The organism is Thauera sp. GDN1 (genome assembly GCF_029223545.1).
Taxonomy (GTDB): Bacteria; Pseudomonadota; Gammaproteobacteria; order Burkholderiales; family Rhodocyclaceae; genus Thauera.
Genome location: NZ_CP097870.1, coordinates 3,659,641 through 3,680,823 on the forward strand (window position 1 = coordinate 3,659,641; position 21,183 = coordinate 3,680,823).

Annotated in this window: 25 protein-coding genes and 1 riboswitch; of the genes, 13 read left to right on the forward strand and 12 right to left on the reverse strand. The window is 70.3% G+C overall.

The window, feature by feature from the left end:
- Positions 1 to 71: 71 nt before the first annotated feature.
- Both CKCBHOJB_RS16830 and bamE read right to left on the reverse strand, forming a co-directional pair.
- Positions 72 to 680 (reverse strand): hypothetical protein, encoded by a 609-nt coding sequence (locus CKCBHOJB_RS16830; RefSeq protein WP_281049818.1) that lies wholly within the window; start codon positions 678 to 680, stop codon positions 72 to 74.
- A gap of 25 nt (positions 681 to 705) precedes the next feature.
- Positions 706 to 1,197, reverse strand: coding sequence for an outer membrane protein assembly factor BamE (bamE, locus tag CKCBHOJB_RS16835; protein WP_281049819.1), 492 nt, complete (start codon positions 1,195 to 1,197; stop codon positions 706 to 708).
- A 246-nt stretch (positions 1,198 to 1,443) separates the two neighbouring features.
- On the opposite strand from bamE, the gene CKCBHOJB_RS16840 reads away from it, so the two are divergent.
- A complete protein-coding gene (locus tag CKCBHOJB_RS16840) occupies positions 1,444 to 2,742 on the forward strand; it encodes an acetyl-CoA hydrolase/transferase C-terminal domain-containing protein (RefSeq protein WP_281049820.1) in 1,299 nt (432 codons plus the stop codon).
- 56 nt (positions 2,743 to 2,798) lie between these two features.
- Here the strand turns inward: CKCBHOJB_RS16840 and CKCBHOJB_RS16845 are convergent, their stop codons facing one another.
- From CKCBHOJB_RS16845 to CKCBHOJB_RS16855, 3 genes are all read right to left on the reverse strand, one after another.
- Positions 2,799 to 3,233, reverse strand: coding sequence for a CBS domain-containing protein (locus tag CKCBHOJB_RS16845; protein WP_281049821.1), 435 nt, complete (start codon positions 3,231 to 3,233; stop codon positions 2,799 to 2,801).
- A 256-nt stretch (positions 3,234 to 3,489) separates the two neighbouring features.
- Positions 3,490 to 4,347 (reverse strand): archaetidylserine decarboxylase, encoded by an 858-nt coding sequence (asd, locus tag CKCBHOJB_RS16850; protein ID WP_281049822.1) that lies wholly within the window; start codon positions 4,345 to 4,347, stop codon positions 3,490 to 3,492.
- 191 nt (positions 4,348 to 4,538) lie between these two features.
- Positions 4,539 to 5,144 carry a LysE/ArgO family amino acid transporter gene (locus CKCBHOJB_RS16855; RefSeq protein ID WP_281049823.1) on the reverse strand — a complete coding sequence of 202 codons (606 nt, stop codon included), beginning with the start codon at positions 5,142 to 5,144 and terminating at the stop codon, positions 4,539 to 4,541.
- 150 nt (positions 5,145 to 5,294) lie between these two features.
- Between CKCBHOJB_RS16855 and CKCBHOJB_RS16860 the strand changes: the two genes are divergently transcribed.
- A complete protein-coding gene (locus CKCBHOJB_RS16860; RefSeq protein WP_281049824.1) occupies positions 5,295 to 6,188 on the forward strand; it encodes a LysR family transcriptional regulator ArgP in 894 nt (297 codons plus the stop codon).
- Between the two features lie 120 nt (positions 6,189 to 6,308).
- Here CKCBHOJB_RS16860 and CKCBHOJB_RS16865 read toward each other — a convergent pair whose 3' ends face one another.
- The 7 genes from CKCBHOJB_RS16865 to CKCBHOJB_RS16895 are packed head-to-tail and all read right to left on the reverse strand — an operon-like array spanning position 6,309 to position 13,601.
- Positions 6,309 to 7,646 carry a cobyrinate a,c-diamide synthase gene (locus tag CKCBHOJB_RS16865; protein ID WP_281049825.1) on the reverse strand — a complete coding sequence of 446 codons (1,338 nt, stop codon included), beginning with the start codon at positions 7,644 to 7,646 and terminating at the stop codon, positions 6,309 to 6,311.
- Between the two features lie 14 nt (positions 7,647 to 7,660).
- Positions 7,661 to 8,509, reverse strand: a complete 849-nt coding sequence (cobA, locus tag CKCBHOJB_RS16870) for a uroporphyrinogen-III C-methyltransferase (protein WP_281049826.1) — start codon at positions 8,507 to 8,509, stop codon at positions 7,661 to 7,663.
- Positions 8,510 to 8,511: 2 nt separating this feature from the next.
- Positions 8,512 to 9,117, reverse strand: a complete 606-nt coding sequence (gene cobO / locus CKCBHOJB_RS16875) for a cob(I)yrinic acid a,c-diamide adenosyltransferase (protein ID WP_281049827.1) — start codon at positions 9,115 to 9,117, stop codon at positions 8,512 to 8,514.
- Entirely contained in the window at positions 9,114 to 9,908 is a 795-nt protein-coding gene (locus CKCBHOJB_RS16880) for an ABC transporter substrate-binding protein (RefSeq protein ID WP_281049828.1), read from the reverse strand. Before CKCBHOJB_RS16880 ends, cobO begins: the two co-directional genes overlap by 4 nt.
- A 10-nt stretch (positions 9,909 to 9,918) precedes the next feature.
- Positions 9,919 to 10,725: an ABC transporter ATP-binding protein gene (locus CKCBHOJB_RS16885; RefSeq protein ID WP_281049829.1), complete on the reverse strand. Its 807-nt coding sequence runs from the start codon at positions 10,723 to 10,725 to the stop codon at positions 9,919 to 9,921.
- Complete coding sequence (locus CKCBHOJB_RS16890) at positions 10,722 to 11,711, reverse strand: iron ABC transporter permease (RefSeq protein WP_281051714.1); 990 nt, start codon at positions 11,709 to 11,711, stop codon at positions 10,722 to 10,724. The genes CKCBHOJB_RS16885 and CKCBHOJB_RS16890 overlap by 4 nt, the downstream gene beginning before the upstream one ends.
- Positions 11,712 to 11,765: 54 nt before the next feature.
- The gene (locus tag CKCBHOJB_RS16895) at positions 11,766 to 13,601 is read right to left on the reverse strand and encodes a TonB-dependent receptor (RefSeq protein WP_281049830.1); all 1,836 of its coding nucleotides are present in this window, start codon (positions 13,599 to 13,601) and stop codon (positions 11,766 to 11,768) included.
- Positions 13,602 to 13,730: 129 nt separating this feature from the next.
- Positions 13,731 to 13,970, reverse strand: a riboswitch (cobalamin riboswitch).
- 171 nt (positions 13,971 to 14,141) lie between these two features.
- On the opposite strand from CKCBHOJB_RS16895, the gene cobU reads away from it, so the two are divergent.
- From cobU to CKCBHOJB_RS16950, 11 genes are all read left to right on the forward strand, one after another.
- Complete coding sequence (gene cobU, locus CKCBHOJB_RS16900; protein WP_281049831.1) at positions 14,142 to 14,690, forward strand: bifunctional adenosylcobinamide kinase/adenosylcobinamide-phosphate guanylyltransferase; 549 nt, start codon at positions 14,142 to 14,144, stop codon at positions 14,688 to 14,690.
- Between the two features lie 34 nt (positions 14,691 to 14,724).
- Complete coding sequence (locus CKCBHOJB_RS16905; protein WP_281049832.1) at positions 14,725 to 15,321, forward strand: Uma2 family endonuclease; 597 nt, start codon at positions 14,725 to 14,727, stop codon at positions 15,319 to 15,321.
- Positions 15,322 to 15,339: 18 nt separating this feature from the next.
- Positions 15,340 to 16,398, forward strand: a complete 1,059-nt coding sequence (gene cobT / locus CKCBHOJB_RS16910; protein ID WP_281049833.1) for a nicotinate-nucleotide--dimethylbenzimidazole phosphoribosyltransferase — start codon at positions 15,340 to 15,342, stop codon at positions 16,396 to 16,398.
- Between the two features lie 21 nt (positions 16,399 to 16,419).
- Complete coding sequence (locus tag CKCBHOJB_RS16915) at positions 16,420 to 17,187, forward strand: adenosylcobinamide-GDP ribazoletransferase (protein ID WP_281049834.1); 768 nt, start codon at positions 16,420 to 16,422, stop codon at positions 17,185 to 17,187.
- Between the two features lie 48 nt (positions 17,188 to 17,235).
- Positions 17,236 to 17,475, forward strand: a complete 240-nt coding sequence (gene vapB, locus CKCBHOJB_RS16920) for a type II toxin-antitoxin system VapB family antitoxin (RefSeq protein ID WP_281049835.1) — start codon at positions 17,236 to 17,238, stop codon at positions 17,473 to 17,475.
- 2 nt (positions 17,476 to 17,477) lie between these two features.
- The gene (gene vapC, locus CKCBHOJB_RS16925; protein ID WP_281049836.1) at positions 17,478 to 17,876 is read left to right on the forward strand and encodes a tRNA(fMet)-specific endonuclease VapC; all 399 of its coding nucleotides are present in this window, start codon (positions 17,478 to 17,480) and stop codon (positions 17,874 to 17,876) included.
- Positions 17,877 to 17,905: 29 nt separating this feature from the next.
- Positions 17,906 to 18,604 (forward strand): alpha-ribazole phosphatase family protein, encoded by a 699-nt coding sequence (gene cobC / locus CKCBHOJB_RS16930; protein ID WP_281049837.1) that lies wholly within the window; start codon positions 17,906 to 17,908, stop codon positions 18,602 to 18,604.
- Between the two features lie 147 nt (positions 18,605 to 18,751).
- Positions 18,752 to 19,654, forward strand: a complete 903-nt coding sequence (locus CKCBHOJB_RS16935; protein WP_281049838.1) for a mitochondrial fission ELM1 family protein — start codon at positions 18,752 to 18,754, stop codon at positions 19,652 to 19,654.
- Positions 19,655 to 19,922: 268 nt separating this feature from the next.
- Positions 19,923 to 20,516 (forward strand): Uma2 family endonuclease, encoded by a 594-nt coding sequence (locus CKCBHOJB_RS16940; RefSeq protein WP_281049839.1) that lies wholly within the window; start codon positions 19,923 to 19,925, stop codon positions 20,514 to 20,516.
- A 95-nt stretch (positions 20,517 to 20,611) separates the two neighbouring features.
- Positions 20,612 to 20,884, forward strand: a complete 273-nt coding sequence (locus tag CKCBHOJB_RS16945) for a type II toxin-antitoxin system RelB/DinJ family antitoxin (protein ID WP_281049840.1) — start codon at positions 20,612 to 20,614, stop codon at positions 20,882 to 20,884.
- Positions 20,862 to 21,182, forward strand: coding sequence for a type II toxin-antitoxin system YafQ family toxin (locus CKCBHOJB_RS16950; RefSeq protein ID WP_281049841.1), 321 nt, complete (start codon positions 20,862 to 20,864; stop codon positions 21,180 to 21,182). The genes CKCBHOJB_RS16945 and CKCBHOJB_RS16950 overlap by 23 nt, the downstream gene beginning before the upstream one ends.
- The last annotated feature ends 1 nt before the right edge of the window (position 21,183 follow it).

The following is a 21,183-nucleotide window of genomic DNA, read 5'->3' on the forward strand; positions in this document are numbered from 1 at the left end:
ACGGATTCTAGCCCCTGTCCCGCGGCACTGCCAAGAGCGCGCATCGCCGCGCTATCGCGGCGCGCCTGCCGCTACCAGAACCAGGGATGGACGAAGGGATGCGGGTAGAAAGGGCGCGGATACCCCCACCAGCCGCCGCCCCAGCCCCACGGGTAGGCGTAATGACCCCAGCCGCCGGACAGCGCCCCATCGCGCGGATAGACGTAGGTCTGGCTGGTACGCACCACCTTGTCGTCGATGAAGTGCACGTTGAACAGCACGGCGATGCCGGGGCCGTCGTTGCGGATGTTCCAGTCCCACACCTCCTCGCCGGAGTTGCGGAAGCGCTGCTCGGAGCGGTGGGTGCCGAGCAGGCGCGACACCTGCTCCTTGTCCATGCCGCGCTCGACGCGGGCGAGGTTCTCGGGCGCGAGCGCATCCCACTGGCGCAGCACGATGCCGCCCTGGTCGACCTGCACCATCAGGCAGGTCCAGCCATTGGGCTGGGTCGAGTATTCGAGCGTGGCGGTGCCGTCGTCGTTGCTCCAGCGCCGGGTGGGCTCGCCGCGCGCGGCCAGCGCCTCGGCCTCGGTCGCGTACGGCCGCGGCGGTTCGAAGCTGGCGCAGCCGGCGATCAGCCCGGCCAGCACCAGGAACAGCAGCCAGCCCGCCGCGAGCGGCAGGCTGCGCGAAGAATGCATGCGGGACAACATCTCGACCTCCCGTCTAGTGCTTGTACTGGGTGTAGCGTCCAGTGCCGGTCACCCGGCCGTCATTGTTGAAGGACACGGTGAAGAAGACCGGATCGCTGGTGCCGTCGGGGCCGTGCGAGATCCGCCACTCCCACACCGTCACCTGCTTGAGCTGGAAGAACTGGCTCGAAGCCGGCTTGCCGAGCAGGCGGCGCACCTGGTCTCCGTTCATGCCGTTTTGGACCTTGGCGAAGCTCGCCTCGTTCAGCACCTGGTCGATGTCGCGCAGGATCTGGTCGGGGCCGATCGTGATCATGAAGCACTCGACGCCCTGCGGCTGGCGGCTGAACTCCCAGGTCACCGAGCCGTCCTCGTTGCGCCACTCCATGTGCGGCGGCCCGAAGCGCTGGCGCACCTCGGCCGCGGTCGATACACCGGGCTGGAGCTCCTTGACGTTGATGTAGTCGCAGGCGGTGATGCCGATTGCCGACAGCACGCTGCACAGCCAGGCGATGAAGCGTTTCATGCAAGTCCTCCGCTGATCGACGACGGCACCCGCCATCCGCCGTCCGGACGCTCGACCGGCCCAGGGACGCGGCCGGGAGCGCTTCGACGCCATCAGCATCCGCCATGCCCGGCGGTTTTGCAATCGGGGAAGGGTGACGCTTTGCAATCGCGCCGCGCGCCCCGCCACCGTGCCCATACGCATCAGTATGGATGAAGGTATAATCCCCGCGTACCGATTCGATGATCAACTGGCGGCGGACTCAGCATGGGCAATCCGGAAACCCTGTACCAACAGAAACGCATGATGGCCTCCGACGCCGTCGGCCTGATCCAGGACGGCGACACCGTGGTCGTCCCCACCGGGGTCGGCGAGCCGCCCACCCTGCTGCATGCGCTGTCCGAACGCCGCCATGCGCTGCGCGACGTGGCGGTGAGCCAGATCCTGCCGCTGCGCAAGTTCGCCTACCTCGACCCCGAGACCCGCGCCAACATCCGCCACGACGCCTACTTCTTCGGCGGCGCCACCCGTGCGGGCGGCCAGGCGGGCTGGGTGGATTACGTCCCGGCCTACTTCTCCGAGCTGCCGCTGCTGATCGACCGCGGCCTGTCGCCCGCCGACGTCGTGGTGTCGATGGCCTCGCCGATGGACGAGCACGGCTATTTCAGCCTGTCGCTGGCACCCGACTACACCATGGCGGCGATCCGCCGCGCGCGCGTGGTGCTGCTGGAAGTGAACCCCAACGTGCCCTTCGCCAACGGCGACTGCCATGTGCACATCTCGCAGGTCGCCGGCGTGGTGGAAAGCGACGAGCCGCTGTTCGAGGTCGGCCTGCCGCAGATCGGCCCGGTGCAGGAGGCGATCGGCAAGTACGTCGCCGACCTCATCGAGGACGGCGCCACGCTGCAGATCGGCTACGGCGGCATCCCCGACGCGGTGGTGATGCAGCTGCAGCACAAGCGCGACCTCGGCATCCACACCGAGATGATCGGCGACGGCATCCTGTCGCTGATCGAGTCCGGCGCGGTCACCAACCGCAAGAAGACCTTCATGGCGGGCAAGACGGTCGCCACCTTCGCGCTCGGCTCGCGCCGCCTGTACCGCACGCTGCACCGCAACCCGGCGCTCGAGATGCATCCGGTGGATTTCACCAACGATCCCTACCTCGCCGCCCGCAACGACAAGCTGTGCGCGATCAACGCCACGCTGCAGATCGACCTGATCGGCCAGTGCGGCTCGGAGAGCCTGGGCCACCTGCCCTACTCCGGCACCGGCGGCCAGGTGGATTTCGTGCGCGCCGCCAACCGCTCGAAGGGCGGCAAGGCCTTCATCGTGCTGCCGTCGACCGCCAGGGACGGCACCGTGTCGCGCATCGCGCCGGTGCTGTCGCCGGGAACGCACGTCACCACCAGCAAGAACGACATCAACTACGTGGTGACCGAATACGGCGTCGCCGAACTGCGCGGCAAGACCGCCAAGCAGCGCGCGCAAGCACTGATCGGCATCGCCCATCCCGACTTCCGCGGCGAGCTGCGCGAAGCAGCGAAAAGGATGCTTCTGCTCTAGGCTGCCGACAGCCAATCGCGGGCGGTTGCTCCAGCGGGGCGCAGGTGAGCACCTTCTCAGAGGATGACGGTGATCTCCTCGCGCCGCACCAGCTCGGCACCGAAATCGAGCGCATCGAGCAGCAGCGCGTCGCGCGCGCTCACCACCCCCACCGGGCGCCTGGCGGCATCGACCACCGCGACGTGGCGGATGCCGTTCTCGTACATCAGGTGCAGGGCGTGGCCGAAAGGCTTGTCCTCGGCGAGCGTCATCGGGTTGTCGGTCATCACCTCGCCCACCATGGTGGTGTCGGCATCGCGGCCGGCGGCGATCACGCGGAAGGTCGCGTCACGCTCGGTGAAGATGCCGGTGAGCACGCCGTGCTCGGTGATCAACGCCGCGCTGCAGTGCTGCGCCTGCATGAGCCGGGTGACTTCCCGCACGGACGTGAACGCGGACACATTGACGAAGGCGCGGTCGGCAATGACCTGGTGGATCGGACGGCTGGGCATGATCTGTCTCCTTTTGCATTTATAGAGAAAGGCACGGTCGACAAGCTTCAATCGTGCCAGCTTGCCGGCGCTGCCGGTCCGGACCGGCGAGCTGGCGACAAGCCCCTGTTTTAGCGGAGATTCTTGACCGTATCGTGACGGCAGCCGGAGCGCTGCGGCGCAGCATCGACCGCCGCCCCACGCATCGAAGCCGTGCATCGCCGGCCCCGGCCGCACCGCCGCAGTGCGTGCACCGCGCGGCGGAACCGGCGCGGGCTCAGTCGCCGGCGCGGCGGAATTGCGCCATCGCCTCGCCCATGCGCACCGGCCGTCCCGGCGCCCAGTCGGAGGCGAAACGCAGCGCGCGCTTCGGAAACAGCATCACCACCGTCGAGCCGAGCAGGAAGCGCCCCATCTCCTCGCCCCGGCCGAGCACCACCTCGCCCTCGGCGTAGCTGCGCTTCTCGATGTCGGGCAGGCGCGGCGGATTGACCACGCCGTGCCACACCGTGGCCATGCTGCCGACGATGGTCGCGCCCACCAGCACCATCACGAAGGGGCCGAACTCGCCCTCGAACACGCACACCACACGCTCGTTGCGGGCGAACAGGCCGGGCACGCCGCGCGCGGTCGCCGGATTCACCGAGAACAGCTCGCCCGGCACATAGATCATCTGCGTCAGCCGCCCCGCGCACGGCATGTGGATGCGGTGGTAGTCGCGCGGCGACAGGTAGATCGTGGCGAAATCGCCATGCTCGAAGCGCGCGGCGAGCGCACGGTCGCCGCCGAGGAGCGCGGTGCTGGAGTAGAAATGGCCCTTGGCCTGGAAGATCTGGTCGAACTCGATCGGTCCGAACTGGCTGATTGCGCCATCGACCGGGCACACGAAGTCCGCCTCCGCCAGCGGGCGCACGCCCTCGCCCAGCGGCCGGGTGAAGAATTCGTTGAAGCTCGCGTAGGCCGCCGGGTCCGGATTGGCCGCCTCGGCCATGTTCACCCCGTAGCGCTTTATGAACCAGCGGATCACCGCGGTCGTCGCCTTCCCCCCCTCGAGGCCGGCGAGCTTGCCGGCGAGCTGGGTGAGCAGGCGCTTGGGCAGGGCGTACTGGAGGGCGACGGCGAGACGTTCGGACACGACGGGATCCTGGATGAGCTGCGGGCGAGGGCCGCGAAGAGCGCGATTATACGGCGCTCGCTCGCACGCGCCCGATCTGCGGCACGCCGTCGCAAGAGGGGTTCGGCGGCCGCATCGTGGTCGCGGCCGTCGGCAGGCGATCGCGGCTGCCGCCGCTCCCACTGGGGACGGCGGCGCGTCCACGGAAGCACTCACGCCAGCAGCAGCGAGGCCGCGATCCCCCACAGCATCAGCGCCACCAGCGCATCGAGCACCCGCCACGCCACCGGCTTGGCGAACAGCGGCACCAGCAGGCGAGCGCCGTAGCCGAGCAGCACGAACCACACGAGCGAGGCGGTGATCGCGCCGGCGGCGAACAGCGGACGCAGGTCTTCGGCCTGCTGGCTGCCGATCGAGCCGAGCAGCACCACAGTGTCCAGGTAGGCGTGCGGGTTGAGCAGGCTGAAGCCGGCCGCCGCGAGCAGGGCCTGGCCGCGCGACATGCGCTGGTGCTCGGCGAAATCCATCGCCCGCCCGCCGCGCAGCGCGGAGTGCAGCGCGCGGCCGCCGTACCACAGCAGGAAGGCCGCACCGCCGTAGCGCGCCGCGCTCATCAGCTCGGGGCTGGCCACGAACAGGCTGCCCAGGCCGGCGATGCCCAGCCCGATCAGCAGCATGTCGCACAGCGCCGACACGCTCACCGTCAGCAGCACGTGTTCGCCGCGCAGCCCCTGGCGCAGCACGTGCGCGTTCTGCGCGCCGATGGCCATGATCAGGCCCAGCGTGAGGATGAAACCGTTGAAGTAGACGTTGCTCATGATGCGTTCCGTTGTCGTTTTCTGCGCAGGCGAACGCCGCCCCGCGGGAGCGGCAAGCTCGTCCCCACGCGGGAAGAGACGCGAGGATAGGCGCGACCCGGCCGATCATTAAGTAGAATCGATTTAATTCATTTCCAAGTAGAAATGCTAATGATCGACCCCCGCCTCCTGGCCTTCGAGGCCGTGCTCCAGGACGGCAGCTTCGAGCGCGCCGCGCGCCGGCTGGCGCTCACCCAGTCCGCGGTGTCGCAGCGGGTAAAGCTGCTCGAAGCCGAACTCGGCCAGGTGCTGCTGGTGCGCAGCAAGCCGGTCCGCCCCACTCCGGCCGGGCGCCGGCTGCTGCCCTATCTGGCGCAGCTGCGGCTGATGGAGGCGGAGGCCCGGCGCGCGCTCTCGCCCCGCCAGGCCCATGGCCCGCTGCGGCTGGCGGTGGGGGTGAATGCGGACTCGCTCGCCACCTGGTTCATCGGCGCGGTCGCCGAGGTGGTCCGGGAAGAAGGCTTGGTGCTCGACTGCGTGGTGGATGACCAGGACCACACCCATGCGCTGCTCGCCGACGGCGAGGTGCTGGGCTGCGTGTCGACGCGGCCCGACCCGATGCGCGGCTGCGCGGCGCAGCGCCTGGGGGTGATGCCCTACCTGTGCGCCGGCTCACCCGCATTCCGCGCGCGCTGGTTCCCGCACGGCCTCACCCACGGCGCGCTGGAGAAGGCGCCGGCGATCGTGTTCGGCCGCCACGACGACATGCACGAGGCCTTCCTGCAACGCCACTTCGGCCTGGACGCCGGCCAGTATCCGCACCACGTCGTGCCCTCGTCCGAGGGCTTCATGGCCTTCGCGGTCGCCGGCCTGGGCTATGGCTTCATCCCCGAGATCCAGGCGCGCGCGCACCTCGCCCGCGGCGAGCTGCTCGACCTGGCGCCGGAGCGCGAGGAGGTGGTCCTGTACTGGCACCACTGGCAGGTGCAGTCGCCGGTGATGGCGCGGCTGGCGGGAGCGATCGCCGCCGCTGCCGGAAAGGCGCTGGCGCCCCTGCGCGACTGATCGCGGCTGCCGCCGCTCCCACTCTGGCGCCCCTGCGCGACTGATCGCGGCTACCGCCGCTCCCACTCTGGCGCCTGGGGCCGTCCGCTGTGGGAGCGGCGGCAGCCGCGAAAACGGCGCTCACGCGCCGCCGAACAGGCCCGCCACCGCCGCCGGATTCGACGGGAACCAGAAATGCACGTACGAGGCCGTGATCGGCCCCGCGCGATACACCGCCTCGCCCGCGCCACCGTCGGGGCGCTGCGCATGCAGCCACGGTGCGAGTGGGGTCTCGGTCTTCGAGTAATGGAAGGTGTGGCCGGTGATCCGGCCCTGCGGCAGCTCCAGCTGCTGCATGCCGAGCGCGGCCAGGCGCTGCTGCATCACCGCGCGCCCGGGCAGCAGGCCGGCGAAGGCATGTTCCACGCCCGCCTTGTCCACGATCGTGTCGAACAGGCTCATCATGCCGCCGCATTCGGCCAGCACCGGCCTGCCCGCCGCGACGTGGGCGCGCAGCCCGGCGCGGAAGGCGGCGTTGGCCGCCAGGGCCTCGCCGTGCAGTTCCGGATAGCCGCCCGGCAGCCACACCGCATCGCAGGCTTCGGGCAGCCCGTCGCCGGCGAGCGGCGAGAACAAGGCGAGCTCCGCCCCCAGCGCCTGCAGGGTGTCGAGGTTGGCGGGGTAGATGAAGCCGTAGGCGGCGTCGCGCGCGATCGCGATGCGCTTGCCGGCGAGCAGCGGCGCGATCGCCGGAGCCGCCACCGCGGGAAAGCTCACCGCCGGCGGCAGCTCGGCAGCGCCGGTGCGCTGCAGATGATCGGCCAGGCGGTCGAGGCGCGCACCGAGGTCCTCGATCTCCGCCGCCTGCAGCAGGCCCAGATGGCGCTCGGGCAGCGCCGCGTCCGCGTCCCGCATCACCGCGCCGAACCAGCGCATGCCCTCGGGCAACGCGTTGCGCAGCAGCTCGGCGTGGCCGGTACTGCCGACGTGGTTGGCGAGCACGCCGGCAAAGGGCAGCCCGGGCTGGTAGTGCGCCAGCCCGTAGGCCACCGCGCCGAAGGTCTGCGCCATCGCGCGCGCGTCGATCACCGCCATCACCGGGATGCCGAAGCGGCGCGCGATGTCGGCGCCCGAGGGCGCGCCGTCGTAAAGCCCCATCACCCCTTCGACCAGGATCAGGTCGGACTCGCGCGCCGCGGCATGCAGGCGCCAGGCGATGTCCATCTCGCCGCACATGCCGAGGTCGACGTTATGCACCTGCGCACCGCTCGCCACCGCGTGGATCTGCGGATCGAGGAAGTCCGGCCCGCACTTGAACACCCGCACCCGGCGGCCGAGCCGCGTGTGCAGGCGGGCGAGCGCCGCGGTGATCGTGGTCTTGCCCTGCCCGGAGGCGGGCGCGGCGACGAACAGCGCCGGGCACGAGGCCGCGCCCTGCTCGCCCGTCGGCGCGCGCAGCGCGTCGCTTGTTTCCCGCATCACGCCCACCACGCTCACTCGCTGCCCTTCCCATGCACCACCGCACAGCCGGCGTGCGGCAGCGGCGAGGCCTTGGGCTGGTCCTCGGGCTCGAACCAGGCGAGCTTGGGATACAGCCCGACCACGCTGCCGATCACGGTCAGCGAGGGCGGACGCACGCCTTCCTCGAGCACGCGCTGCGGCAGGGTGGCGAGGTCGGCCACCACCACGCGCTGGGCATGGGTGGTGCCGCGCTCGATGACCCCTGCGGGCGTGCTCGGCGGCAGGCCGTGAGCGATGAACTGGGCGCAGATGTCGGCCAGACGCGAGATGCCCATGTAGATCACCACCGTCTGCTGCGGCCGCGCCAGCATCGGCCAGTCGAGGTCGATCTTGCCTTCCTTGAGGAAGCCGGTGGCGAACACCACCGACTGCGCGTGCTCGCGGTGGGTCAGCGGAATGCCGGCGTAGGCGGCCACGCCCGCAGCCGCGGTCACGCCCGGCACCACCTCGACATGGATCCCGGCCTCGACCAGCAGCTCCATCTCCTCGCCGCCGCGGCCGAAGATGAAGGGGTCGCCGCCCTTGAGGCGCACCACGCGCTTGTTCTCCTTCGCCAGCTTGAGCAGCAGCTGGTTGATCTCGTCCTGCGGCAGCGAGTGGTCGGCCGCCTTCTTGCCGACGTAGATGCGCTCGGCCGACGCCGGCGCGAGCTCGAGGATGGCCGGGGCGACCAGGTTGTCGTACACGACGACGTCCGCCCCCGCCACCAGGCGCGCGCCGCGTAGCGTGAACAGCTCCGGGTCGCCGGGGCCGGCGCCCACCAGATAGACACAGCCCGGCAGCGGGCCGGGACGATGAACCGCGAGATCGGGGACTGTCATGCTTACCACTCCATGCCGGGCATCGCCTTCACCCCCGCGGCGAAGGCGTGCTTGACCGGCGTCATGTCGGTGACGGTGTCGGCGGCCTCGACCAGCGCGGGCGGCGCCCCGCGGCCGGTGACCACCACGTGCTGCATCCGCGGCCGGGCGCGCAGGTCGGCGACCACCCGCTCCGCGTCGAGATACTGGTACTTCAGCGCGATGTTCAGCTCGTCGAGCACGACCAGGCCGATGCCCGGATCGGACAGCAGCCCGCGTGCCACGTCCCAGGCCGCCCCGGCGGTGGCGACGTCGCGCGCGCGATCCTGGGTCTCCCAGGTGAAGCCCTCGCCCATCACGTGCCAGCTCACGCCGGGCTGGCTGCGGAAGAAGGCCTCCTCGCCGGTATCCGAGCGTCCCTTGATGAACTGCACCACGCCGACCTTCATGCCGTGGCCGAGCGCGCGCGCCACCAGGCCGAAGCCGGCGCTGGACTTGCCCTTGCCGTTGCCGGTATTGACCAGCAGCACGCCGCGCTCGGCCTGCGCCTCGGCGATCTTCTCATCGACGACCGCCTTCTTGCGCGCCATGCGTTCATTGTGACGGCTGTCGCGATCCTGTTCACTCATTGCTCGGTTTGCTCCGCAAGTTGGGCCAGCCCGGTCAGCAGGGCCGGACCGGGGTTGAAGAAGTGACGGCCTTCGAGGCCGATCACCGGCACCGACACCAGGCCGAGCTCGGCGCTGCAGCTCTCGGCGTTGTCCGGGGTCAGCGACACCACCATCTCGGGCTTGAAGCGCTCGACGGCGGCGACGATGCCGGGGATCTCCTCGCCCGGGCGCAGGTGGCGGATGCGTTCGCTCGTCTCCACCACCTCGAAGCCGGCGTGGGCGAAGGCGTCGCCGACCACATGCCCGCGGCCGAAGGAGTAAGGCTGCGCCGAGCAGGCAGAGATTACCAGCACGCGCCGGCCGCCGCCCCTCACCGCCGCCGCGCGCTCGCGCCACTCGCGCGCGTAGGCATCGACCCGGGCCCGGGCGTCGGGCACGCCGGCGGCCTCGGCGAGGTCGAGCAGCATCGCCTCGGTCCCGGCCATGGAGTCGAAGCCATCGACCTGCAGGATGCGTGCCTCGGGCTCGAGCATGTCGAGCTGGGCCGGATCTGTGCCCCGGGAGACGACGACCAGGTCCGGATTCAGCGCGGCGATCGCGCCGAGGTCGGGGTCCATGATGCCACCGGTGCGCGGCAGATCGCGCTTGTCGTAGCGCGATGCGCCGACGATGCAGTCGCCGCGCCCCAGCCATTCCAGCGCCTGGGTGATGTAGGGCGACTGGCTGACGATGCGCGGACAGGCCGCGGCGGCCGGCAGGGCCAGGGCGAGCAGGAGGCCGCCGAGCAGGCGGCGAAGGATGTGCTTCATGACGGGAATCTCAGTCGGGAAGAAAGACGACGCGCCCTTCGTTGTCGAAGCGGCGCAGCGGATGGCCGAAGGCCTGGCTCAGCAGGTCGGCGCGCAGCACGGTGTCGCGGTCGCCGGCGATCACGCCGCCGCGGCCGTCGAGCAGGATGATGTGGTCGGCGTAGCGCGCGGCGAGGTTGATGTCGTGCAGCACCAGCACGCTGCCGCGCCCGGCGCCGTCCTCGCGCACCAGGCGCTGGAAGAGGTCGAGCGCGGCGATCTGATGGTGCAGGTCGAGGTGGTTGAGCGGCTCGTCGAGCAGGAACAGGTGCGGTGCCTGGGTCAGCAGGGTCGCGATCGCCACGCGCTGGCGCTCACCGCCGGACAGGGTCTGCACGTCGCGCTGCTCGAAGCCGGCCAGCCCCACCGCCTCCAGCGCCCGGCGGGCGATCGCCACGTCCTGCGGCCCTTCCCAGCCCCAGCGCCCGAGGTGCGGATGGCGCCCCACCAGCACCGTCTCCAGCACGCCGGCGGCGAAGGGGTCGGGCTGCTGCTGGGCGAGCAGGCCGCGAAAGCGCGCCGCCTCCAGCGCCGGCCACGCCGCATAGGGCAGGCCGCCGATGCGCACCTGGCCCACCGTGGGCTCGCGCAGGCCGGCCAGGGTGTGCAGCAGCGTGGTCTTGCCGGCGCCGTTGGGGCCGAGCAGCACCAGGCATTCGCCCGCGGCGAGGCTGAGGCTGAACTCGCAGCACAGCCAGCGCTCGCCGACCTGCAGCGCGAGGCGTTCGGCCTCGAGCAGCGGGGCGTCGTCGATGGGCACGCGGCGAGCGGCGTTCATCGCGAGATGCGCGAACCGCGCGACAACAGGAACAGGAACACCGGCACGCCGATCAGCGCGGTGAGCACGCCCACCGGCAGCTGCTGCGGCGCGATCACCGTGCGCGCCGCGGTGTCGGCCAGGGTCAGCAGCGTACCGCCGGCGAGCGCGGCGGCGGGGATCAGCACGCGCTGGTCGTTGCCCAGCACCAGGCGCACCAGATGCGGCACCACCAGGCCGACGAAGCCCACCGAACCGACCAGCGTCACCGACGTCGCCGTCAGCAACGAGGCCAGCACATAGAGCGCGACGCGCAGATGGCCGACGCGCACGCCGAGCGCGCGTGCGCTCAACTCGCCGCGCGCGAGCACGTTGAGGTCGCGCGCGAAGGGCATCACCACGACCAGCGCCAGCGCCAGCACCACCAGCGCCGGCCACGGCCGCGCCGCCGCGCTGGCGTCGCCCATCATCCAGAACAGCATCGACATCACCCGCGTGTCGGGCGCCAGCGCCAGCATCAGCGACACCGCCGCGCCGCAGCCGGCGGCGACGATGACGCCGGTCAACAGCAGCCGCGTCTGCGTCCAGCTGCCGTCGCCATGCGCCAGGCCGAACACCACCAGCATCGCGGCGAGCGCACCGGCGAAGGCCGAGGCATCGATCCAGACGGTCGCCGCGCCGAGCGTGATCGCCCCCAGCGCGCCCACCGCCGCACCGCCCGAGATACCGAGGATGTAGGGGTCGGCGAGCGGATTGCGCAGCAGCACCTGCATCAACGCCCCCGCGGTGGCGAGCAGGCCACCGCAGGCGAAGGCCGCGACGGCGCGGGGGAGGCGGAGTTCGCGGATGATGTCCGCCGCCATGCCCCCGCCGCCGGCCAGGGCCGCGGACACCTCGGCGAAACCGAGCGGCATGTCGCCCGCCACCAGCGCCCAGAGCAGCGCCAGCGCTGCCGCCGCGAGCAGGCCGGCGGCAAGCAGCAAGGGATGGTGGCGGCCGGGCCGCATCAGGCCCCGCGCCCTGACGACGCGGGTGCCGTGGGTGGCGACGAACATCGCGGCTTAATGCATCGCGTAACGCACGGCCACGAAGGCGTTGGCCCCCTGGGTGCCGTAGTTCTGGGCAAGCTCGTAGTCCTTGTCGAGGAGGTTGTTGGCGCGCAACTCCACGCTCCAGTCCGGCGCCAGCGCGTAATGCACGTAGGCGTTCAGCAGCCCGTAGCCGCCCATGCGGTTGGCCGCGCTGTTCGGAATGCGATCATACCGCCGCCCCTGCCCGTTCCATTCCACGCCCCAGGTCCACGGCCCCATGGCGCGCTCGATGCCGAGCGAACCGCCGATGCGCGCACGGCGGCCGAGTTCGTCGCCGGTTTCCTCATCCTCGGTGTCCAGGAGGTCGACGCTGGCACGCACACGGTAGTCCCACAGCATCGCCGTTGCGGCAAGCTCGACACCCTGAATCGACGCCTCCGCCACGTTCGCCGGCGCCCAGTCGCTCATCGGGTCCGCCGGATCCACCGGTGCCCACGCGATCAGGTTCTTGATGCGGTTGTTGAAGTAGGTCGCGCTGACGCTGGCGCCGTCACGCTCCCACACCAGGCCTGCCTCGCGGTTCAGCGCCTCCTCGGGCTTCAGGTTCGGATTGCCACCCCAGGGGAAATACAGATCATTGAACGTGGGCGCCTTGAACGCGGTGCCGATGCTGGCATGCGCCCGCCACTCCGGCGTCAGGCGATAGCCGTAGGCCAGTGCACCGGTCGTCTTGCTGCCGAACTGCGAATCCTCGTCATGGCGGGCATTGACCTGCAGGTGATGGCGGTCGAACTGGCCGCTCCAGCCGAGCAGCAAGGAGTTGGTGTAGCGGCTCGTCTTGCTGTACGCGGAGGTCGAATCGACCTCCTGCTCGAGATATTCGTAGCCAGCCAGCAAGGAGCCGACACCGAGGGCAATATCGTGTTGCCAGGTGAGCTGGCGCTGCTCGGTATCGAACTCGGACCGCGCGTTCAGATCGGCGTAGTTGTGGGATTCGTCCGCGCCGTAACCGAAGCGCAGCGTGCTGGTCCAGTCGCTGGTGATCTGATTGCGCATGTGCAGGCCCAGCGAGCTGGTGCGCCTGTCCAGGTAGGAGTCGAACACCTTGGCGTCGTCGTACCAGTTGCGCAGGTCGGAATGCAGCACGGTCAGGCCGATCTCGTCCGCCTCGCGGAAACCGAGCGACACGGAGCCGCTGAAGTACTCGTTGCGGAAACCGTCGTCATCGCGGTCGCTACCGCGCGCGGAGTTGGGCTTGGCGTCGATGCCGTCGCTGCGCTCGCTGCCGGCGGACACGCTGTAGCGCAACCGATCGGCCCCGCCCGCCAGCGTGGCTCCGAGCGTACGTGCGCCGTCGGTGCCGATGCCCGCACGCACGCTGGGCTGGAAGCCCTCGCGCCCCTTGCGCGTGAACACCTGGATCACGCCGCCGATCGCGTCGGAACCATAGAGCGCACTCGCCGGGCCGCGCAGGATCTCGACGCGTTCGATCAGTTCGAGTGGGATGGTCTCCAGCGTGGGCGCGCCGTTGGTCGCCGACCCCACGCGCACGCCGTCGATCAGCAGCAAGGTGTGGCCGGAGTTGGCACCGCGGATATACACGCTGCTGTTCGCCCCGGGGCCTCCACTGCTCGACACCTGCACACCGGGACGCCCGGCCAGCAATTGCACGAGGCTGAGATTCCCCGCACGGGCGATCTCGTCGCGGTCGATCACATCGACGCTGGCGAGCGCCTCATCGGCACTGATGGGCTGTCGGGTGGCGGTGACCACGACGTGGCCGAGCTGGGCGTCGTCGGCCTGGGCCGGGACAAACGGGAAAGCGAGCGCGCACGCGGAAACGAGCGCCGAAAGACGGATTTTCATTGTTTGAACTCCCTTCGCCATGCCGCGCGTCCCCGCACGCCATGGCAACTTCACATGGACGCACCGCGACCCGGGTAGAACCGAAGAGAGCAAGACCAACCGCGCCCGTCGCCGCCACCCCGCGGCACATCCGCCATTTCGCGTTCCGGCCGGTCTCCGGGCTCGTGCGCTGTGCCGGCCTGAGGACCGGACGGGCGGGTCGCCTTCCCGGGAGTGAACTCCCAGTGGCTGCATGACACGCCTTGCGCGCACTTACCGTTGCGGGGGCAGCACAGGCATTGCGGCCTCGTTTGCGAGGGGCCGCGCACCTGTTTCCCGTTTAACCCGGGGCGAGAAACGCCCGTGGGCACCGATAACGCGCTACCCCTTTCGGGGCAGTCGGCGCGGATGATACCGTACGGGGCGGTATCGTGCACTGCAAAATCGGCGCACCGGCGACAGCACTCGCCCGCACTTCCGCCCAATCGCGCCATGTCGCATTTACGGCGCCGCGTGGCCCTCCCGTCCATCCTCAGCGAACATTCGACCCCAGCTCTCCTCATGACCTGCGAACTCATCCTCGGCGGCGCACGCTCCGGCAAGAGCCGCGAAGCCGAACGCCGCGCCGCCGATTCCGGCCTGGCGGTCACCGTGATCGCCACCGCAGAGGCGCTCGACGCCGAGATGGCCGCGCGCATCCGCCGCCACCAGGACGACCGCCCCGCCGGCTGGCGTACCGTGGAGGCGCCGGTCGCGCTCGCCGACACGCTGCGCGCCGAGGCCGCCGCCGATCGCTGCCTGCTCGTCGACTGCCTCACGCTGTGGGTGGCGAACCTGCTCGCCGACGCCGACCGCCTGCCGCCGGGCGCGAGCGCGGACGAGCTGCCGCTGTTCCGCCGCGAACGCGACGCCCTGCTCGCCACGCTGCCCACGCTGCCCGGCCGCATCATCCTGGTCGCCAACGAGGTCGGCCTCGGCCTGGTGCCGGAGACGCCGCTCGGCCGGCTGTTCCGCGACGAGGCCGGACGGCTCAACCAGGCGGTGGCGGCGCTGTGCCCGCGCGTGGTCTTCGTCGCCGCCGGCCTGCCCCTGGTGCTGAAGCGGGGCTAAACTTCAGAGCGACAAGACATTCCGGGAGACCGCCGTGGGCCTGCCTGCAGCCAAGCACAAGATGACGCTGGAAGACTTCCTCACCTGGGAGGCAGGACAGCCCGAGCGCTGGGAGTTCTTCAACGGCGAAGCCTTGATGATGGCGGGCGGGTCGGACGTGCATAACGCCATCAGCCTCAATACGGCCTTCGGGCTTCGTGCGGCCTTTTCGGGCACGCGGTGCAACGTCTTCATGTCCGACGTCCGCCTGCGCCTGGCCGAGTCGGACGACCTCTTCTACCCCGACGTGTTCGTCACCTGCTCGGACGCCGACCGCGCCCGCCGCCAGGTCAAGGAAGAGCCCGTCCTGATCGCCGAGGTGCTGTCGCCCTCGACCGAGGCCTACGACCGCGGCGACAAGTTCGCCGCCTACCGCCGTTTCCCCGGCCTCAGGACCGTGCTCTTCCTGTCCCAGGACCGGGCGCATGTCGAATGCTTCACCCGTGACCAAGGCGCACGCTGGATCCTCAGCGAGGCGAGCGGAGAAACCGCCCGCCTCGCCCTGCCCGCCTTCGGCTTCGAACTCGCGCTGGCCGACCTGTACCGCGACCTGCCGGACGCCGCGTCCGAAGCGGACGCAACCCCCAACTGAAACCCATCCATTCACCGCATGACGCCCTTCGCCATCACCCCGCCCGACACCCAGCTCTCCACCGCCCTGCAGCACAAGATCGACCGCAAGACCAAGCCGCTCGGCGCCCTCGGGCGGCTCGAGCCGCTGGCGCATCAGATCGGCCTCGTCCAGCAGACGCTGACGCCCGAGATCCGCCGGCCGCACATCGTCGTCTTCGCCGGCGACCACGGCGCGGCGAGGGCCGGCGTGTCGGCCTATCCGCAGGACGTGACCTGGCAGATGGTCGAGAACTTCCTCGCCGGCGGCGCCGCGATCAACGTCTTCAGCCGGCAGATGGAGCTGGGCCTCACCGTGGTCGATGCCGGCGTCAATCACGACTTCGGCAAGCGCAGCGGGCTGATCGACGCCAAGATCGCGCCGGGCACGGAGAACTACCTCGAACAGCCGGCGATGACGCCCGGACAGTGCAGCATGGCCCTGCAGCGCGGACGCGAGATCGCCCATGCACTCGCCGCCAACGGCTGCAACTGCGTCGGCTTCGGCGAGATGGGCATCGGCAACACCGCCTCGGCCTCGCTGATCACCCACTGCCTGGTGGGCGCCGAGCGCGACGCCGACCTGCACACCGTCACCGGCCGCGGCACCGGCCTGGACGACGCCGGCCTGATCCGCAAGCGCGGCCTGCTCGCGACGGCGCTCGCGCGCGGCGGGCGGCCGCAGTCGGGAGCGGACGTGCTCGCCGAATACGGCGGCTTCGAGATCGCGATGATGGCCGGCGCCATGCTCGGCGCGGCCGAGAAGCGCATGCTGATCCTGGTCGACGGCTTCATCGTCACCTCGGCGCTGCTGGCCGCGCATGCGATCGCGCCGAACGTGCTGCCCTACTGCGTGTTCGCCCACCGCTCGCAGGAGCCGGGCCACCGCGTGCAGCTCGACGCCCTCGGCGCCCAGGCGCTGATGGAGCTCGACCTGCGCCTGGGCGAAGGCACCGGCGCCGCGCTCGCGCTGCCGCTGGTGCGCGCGGCGGTGAATTTCCTCAACGAGATGGCGAGCTTCGAGTCGGCGGGCGTCAGCGACCAGGACGTGGCGCAGTAAGCCGCCGTCCGGCGCCCGACCATGCGCGAACAACTCGCCCGCTTCTTCACCGCGCTCGGCTACTTCACCCGCCTGCCGGTGCCGGCCTGGGTGACGTGGTCGCCCGAGCGCCTGGCGCGCGCGGCCGCCTGGCTGCCGCTGGTGGGCTGGGTGGTCGGGATCGCCGGCGCCGCGGCGCTGTACGCGCTCGCTCAGGTGCTGCCGGCGAGCCTGGCGGTGATCCTGTCGATGGCGCTCACCATCCGCCTGACCGGCGCGCTGCACGAGGACGGCTTCGCCGATGCCTGCGACGGCCTCGGCGGCGGCTGGGACAAGGCGCAGATCCTGGCGATCATGAAGGACTCGCGCATCGGCAGCTACGGCGCCATCGGCATCGTGCTGATGCTGCTCGCCAAGGCCGCGGCGCTGATCGAACTGGCCGCGGCCAGCCCCGCCGCCGCCGCGATCGCGCTCCTCGTCGCCCATCCGCTGTCGCGCCTCGCCGCCGCCGTCGTGCTGCATGCCCTGCCCTACGCGCGCAGCGACGACAGCAGCAAGGCGGGCGCCGTCGCCCAACGGCTGGGGCGCGGCGAGCTGGCGCTGGCGAGCGCCGTCGGCCTGCTGCCCGCCATCGCCCTGCTCGCCCCGCTGCAGGCACTGGGCGCGCTGGCGCTGGCGGCGCTCCTCACCCTGTGGCTCGCCCGCCTCTTCCTGCGCCGCCTCGGCGGCCACACCGGCGACCTGCTCGGCGCGGTGCAGCAGGCGGCGGAACTGGCGTGCTACGTCGGCATCGTCGCTGTCAGTACCTGAGCACCAAGGATATACTCACCCCATATCCAGACAGAACGAGGTGAGGCCATGACGAGTTCCTCGCAAACCACCGTCTTCCGCAGCAACAAGACGCAGGCCGTTCGCCTGCCGAAGGCGCTCGAACTGCCCGAGTCGGTCAAGAAGGTCACGATCACCGCAATCGGCAATACCCGCGTCATCGCACCCGTCGAGGCAAGCTGGGACGCCTGGTTCGACGGCCCCGACGTCAGCGCCGACTTCATGGTCGCGCGCGAGCAGCCCGACGACCAGGCCCGCGAGGCGTTCTGAGCATGCTCAAGTACCTGCTCGACACCAACATCGTGATCTACACGGTGAAGAACAAGCCGGCCCAGGTCCGCGAACGCTTCCGTCAGCACGGCGGGCAGATGGCGATCTCCAGCGTCACCCTGGGCGAGCTCGTGTTCGGCGCCGAGCGTTCCACCCGCCCCGAGGCGAACCTGGCCGTCGTCGAGGGCTTTGTCGCGCGTGTCGATACCCTGGACTTCGACCCCGCCGCCGCCCACCACTTCGGCCAGATCCGCGCCGAACTCTACCGGGCCGGCCGCCCGATCGGCCCCTACGACATGATGATCGCCGCGCACGCACGCTCGCGAGGACTCATCCTGGTCACCAACAACACGTCCGAATTCGAGCGCGTCGCCGGCCTGCGGCTGGAGAACTGGGCCTGAGCAGGCACCACGCGCCGCCCCCTGCACCCATGCAACTCCACCTCATCCGCCACCCCCGCCCGGCCGTCGAGCCGGGCGTCTGCTATGGCCAGACCGACGTCGGGCTCGCCGAATGCCCGGTCGCGATCGCCGAGCGCCTGCGCCCGCTGCTGCCGGAGACCTTCACCCTGCACGCCAGCCCGCTTGCGCGCGCCCGTCTGCTCGCGAAAGAACTCGGCACGCCGCACCTGGACGACCGACTCAAGGAGATCCACTTCGGCGATTGGGAAGGCCGCACGTTCGCCGAGATCGGCAGCGCCATCGACGACTGGGCCGCCGACCCGCTCGGCTTTCGCGCGCCGGGTGGCGAATCGCCGCGCGAGATGGCGGCGCGCGTACTGGCGTGGCTCGAGGAGATCAGGGAAGGATCGACCGGGAATAGTGGAAATAGGGGACAGACCCCGATTTCAGAATCTGCGCCGCGGGCGGAGGAACGCGCTGTGGGAGCGGGCGTGCCCGCGAATGGCTCGTCGCCTGCAGATTCGCGGGCACGCCCGCTCCCACGGGAGGCCCCCCCACGCGCCGAGCACCTCGTCGTCGTTGCCCACGGCGGCCCGCTGCGCGCCATCGCCGGTCACCTCCTCGGACTGCCGCCGGAGCGCTGGCTGGGGCTGGACTTCGGCTGCGGGCAGGTGACGCGGATCGACGTGGAAAGCTGGGGGGTGGTGTTGAAGTGGTTCAATCGCTGAGTCAGCACCCGAGTCTTACAAATCTAAAGGGCCACTTTAAATTTGTAAGACAGCAGTATTGGCGGACGACAGCGAAAGCCCAGGGCAGGCAGTTTCAACGCCAGACCGCAGTCCAGCACTCGAAATCGTTCAAAGGTCGCAACGCCCATGCTCACCCTCTGGCTCATCACCGACAACAAGCCCGGCCACCGCAGCCAGTTGCAGGGGCTGGCGCAGGCGCTGGCGGCACGCACGGCGGTCGAGGCGCACTGGATCGACGCGCCGGCCGGGCGCAGCGCGCTGTGGCAGTGGGTCCGCGGCCGCTTCCCGCTGGGGGCCGGGCTGCCGGATCCGGACCTGATCCTCGTCGCCGGACACCGCACCCACCTCGCCGGCCTCGCCGCGCGACGCGCGCGCGGCGGCAGGCTGATCGCGCTGATGCGTCCCAGCCTGCCGCTGGGCTGCTTCGACCTGTGCGTGATCCCGCAGCACGACAATCCTCCCGCCCGCGCCAACGTCGTCGCCACCCGCGGCGTGCTCAACACCGCCCGCCCGAGCGCCGAACGCGAAGCCGACAAGGGCCTGTTCCTGATCGGCGGTCCATCGAAGCACCACGGCTGGGACACCCCCGGCCTGCTCGCCCAGATCGACGCCATCCTCACCGCCACGCCAGCGATGCGGTGGACGCTGACCACCTCGCGCCGCACCCCGGCCGACACCGAATCCGCCCTGCTCGCCCTGCGCGAACGCGGCGTGGACGTGCGCCCGGTACGCAACACTCCGCCCGGCTGGGCGATGGAACAGGTGGCGCGCAGCGCGCAGGCCTGGGTCACCGAGGACAGCGTGTCGATGGTCTACGAGAGCCTCACCGCCGGCGCCGCCACCGGGCTGCTCGGAGTCCCGCGGCTGGGGGAGACGCGCATCACCGCAGGCGTGGCGCAGCTGCAGCGCGAGGGCTTCGTCACCACGTTTTCGGATTGGCGGCGGGATGGTGCCCTACACACGCCACCGACACGCCTGGCCGAGGCCGATCGGGTCGCCGAGGCGGTACTGTCACGCTGGCCCCGGTAACCGGCAGACGCCCCCCACCTGTGGGGCGGCGGAGTGAGGGCATCGCGGCTGCCGCCGCTCCCACCCTGAAACCTGGCGCGGCGCCCTGTGGGAGCGGCGGCAGCCGCGATTCCGGTGCGAGGGGGAGCGCAAACGCTTGAGATCCGCGCGGATTTTTTCGCGGCTGCCGCCGCTCCCACGGAGCCCTGATCGATGACGGCCAAGCGCCGCCCTGGCAAAGCGATCGCCTAGAATACGGGCGAGGACATCAACGCACCGGAGCACCGCCATGGGTGTCGCACTGCGCAAGGAAAAGCACTACACCTACGCCGACTACCTGACTTGGCCGGAAGACGCGCGCTACGAGCTGATCGACGGCGAAGCCTTTCTGATGGCGCCCGCGCCGCTGGTCGAGCATCAGGAAGTCGCAGGCGAGGTGTTTCGCCAGCTGGCGAACCAGCTCGACGGCAAGCCCTGCCGCCCCTACATCGCCCCGGTCGACGTCCGCCTGCCGCGCGCGGACGAGGCCGACGCCGCCATCGACACGGTGGTCCAGCCCGATGTCCTGGTCGTCTGCGACCCCGGCAAGGTCGACCGCCGCGGCGTGCGCGGCGCGCCCGACTGGCTGCTCGAGGTGCTCTCCCCCAGCACCGCCGCCCACGACCAGATCGCCAAGCGCCGCACCTACGAGCGTGCCGGCGTGCGCGAGTACTGGCTGGTGCATCCCGGTGACCGCACCCTCACCGTCTATGTGCTCGACAACGGCCAGTACGGCCGGCCGGACATCTACGAACTGAAGGACGAAACCCCGATCGGCGTGCTGCCGGGTGTGTCGATCGCGTGGGATGCGCTGGTCGAGCGCCTGCCGAAGCCGGAGTATTGATCTGGCCGACCCGGCTTCGCCCCGTGACGGGAACCGCCCGGCTTGATCGCATCTCATATGCGATACATAATCGGCACCCAGCAAGCGAGGAAGCCATGGCACAGAGTTCAATGCTCCACATCCGCGTCGACGACGAGGTCAAGACCCAGGCCACCGAGGCGCTGGCCGCCATGGGCCTGTCGATGTCGGACGCCGTGCGCATCTTCCTCAAGCGCGTGGTCAACGACCAGGCCTTCCCGCTCGAACTCAAGGTTCCCAACGCCGAAACGCGCGCCGCCATGGAAGAGGCGCGCGCCATGATGAAGGCTCGCCAGGCACGCTTCGAATCGGCCGACGCCCTGTTCGATGAGCTCGAAAAAACCCGCTAAGGCCAAGCGGGCGGCGCTGCCCCGCACAGCGGATTTCAGCAAGGGCTTCCACAAGGACTGGGAACGCCTCGGTCGCTCCGGCCGCTTCGACCTGAAGCGGCTCAAGGAAGTCATGCTGCTGCTCATCGCCAACGACGCCCCGCTCGGCCCGGAATGGTTCGACCACCCGCTCAAGGGCGACTGGGCCGATCACCGCGAATGCCATGTCGGCGGCGATTTCCTGCTCATCTACACCGCCGACGACCGGCAGATCACCTTCGTCCGCGCGGGCACCCATGCGGATCTCTTCGAGGGATGAG